The following is a 364-nucleotide window of genomic DNA, read 5'->3' as shown; positions in this document are numbered from 1 at the left end:
CGGCTGCACCACATCCTGGACAACCTCGACTTCGTCCGTCATGTACACCTGTCCATTTAAAATTTGAATGGACATGATCGTCGGGCGGCACGACTTGCCGATCAAGATGACTTCGCCGGGTGCTTACAATGCAGATGACGTTCTCGTGGGTGATGCGGCCTTGCGCGGAACCAGAAGGTCGATGGCCACGCCATCGATCACTTCTGCCGCAGGCGCCGTCTCGTGATGTTCAGCAAAAGGCTCCTGTGGTGCAGGCGAGATGCCTTTCTCCCGCTCCAGCAGGTATTTTGTGATCCATTTACGTAGCAGATTGGCATTGATCCCGTGTTCCTGAGCCATGCGCGCGACGGAAACGCCGGGTTGC

General features: G+C 56.6%; 1 pseudogene. It reads right to left on the bottom strand.

What is annotated here, in order from left to right:
* Positions 1–240 precede the first annotated feature (240 nt).
* A pseudogene (locus AB3X96_RS42700) lies at positions 241–364 on the bottom strand (transposase); the annotation flags it as partial.

It is taken from the genome of Paraburkholderia sp. BR13439, assembly GCF_040948805.1.
Lineage (GTDB): Bacteria > Pseudomonadota > Gammaproteobacteria > Burkholderiales > Burkholderiaceae > Paraburkholderia > Paraburkholderia youngii.
Note: the sequence above shows the minus strand (reverse complement) of the source record. Positions and strands in the feature narration are given on the sequence as shown.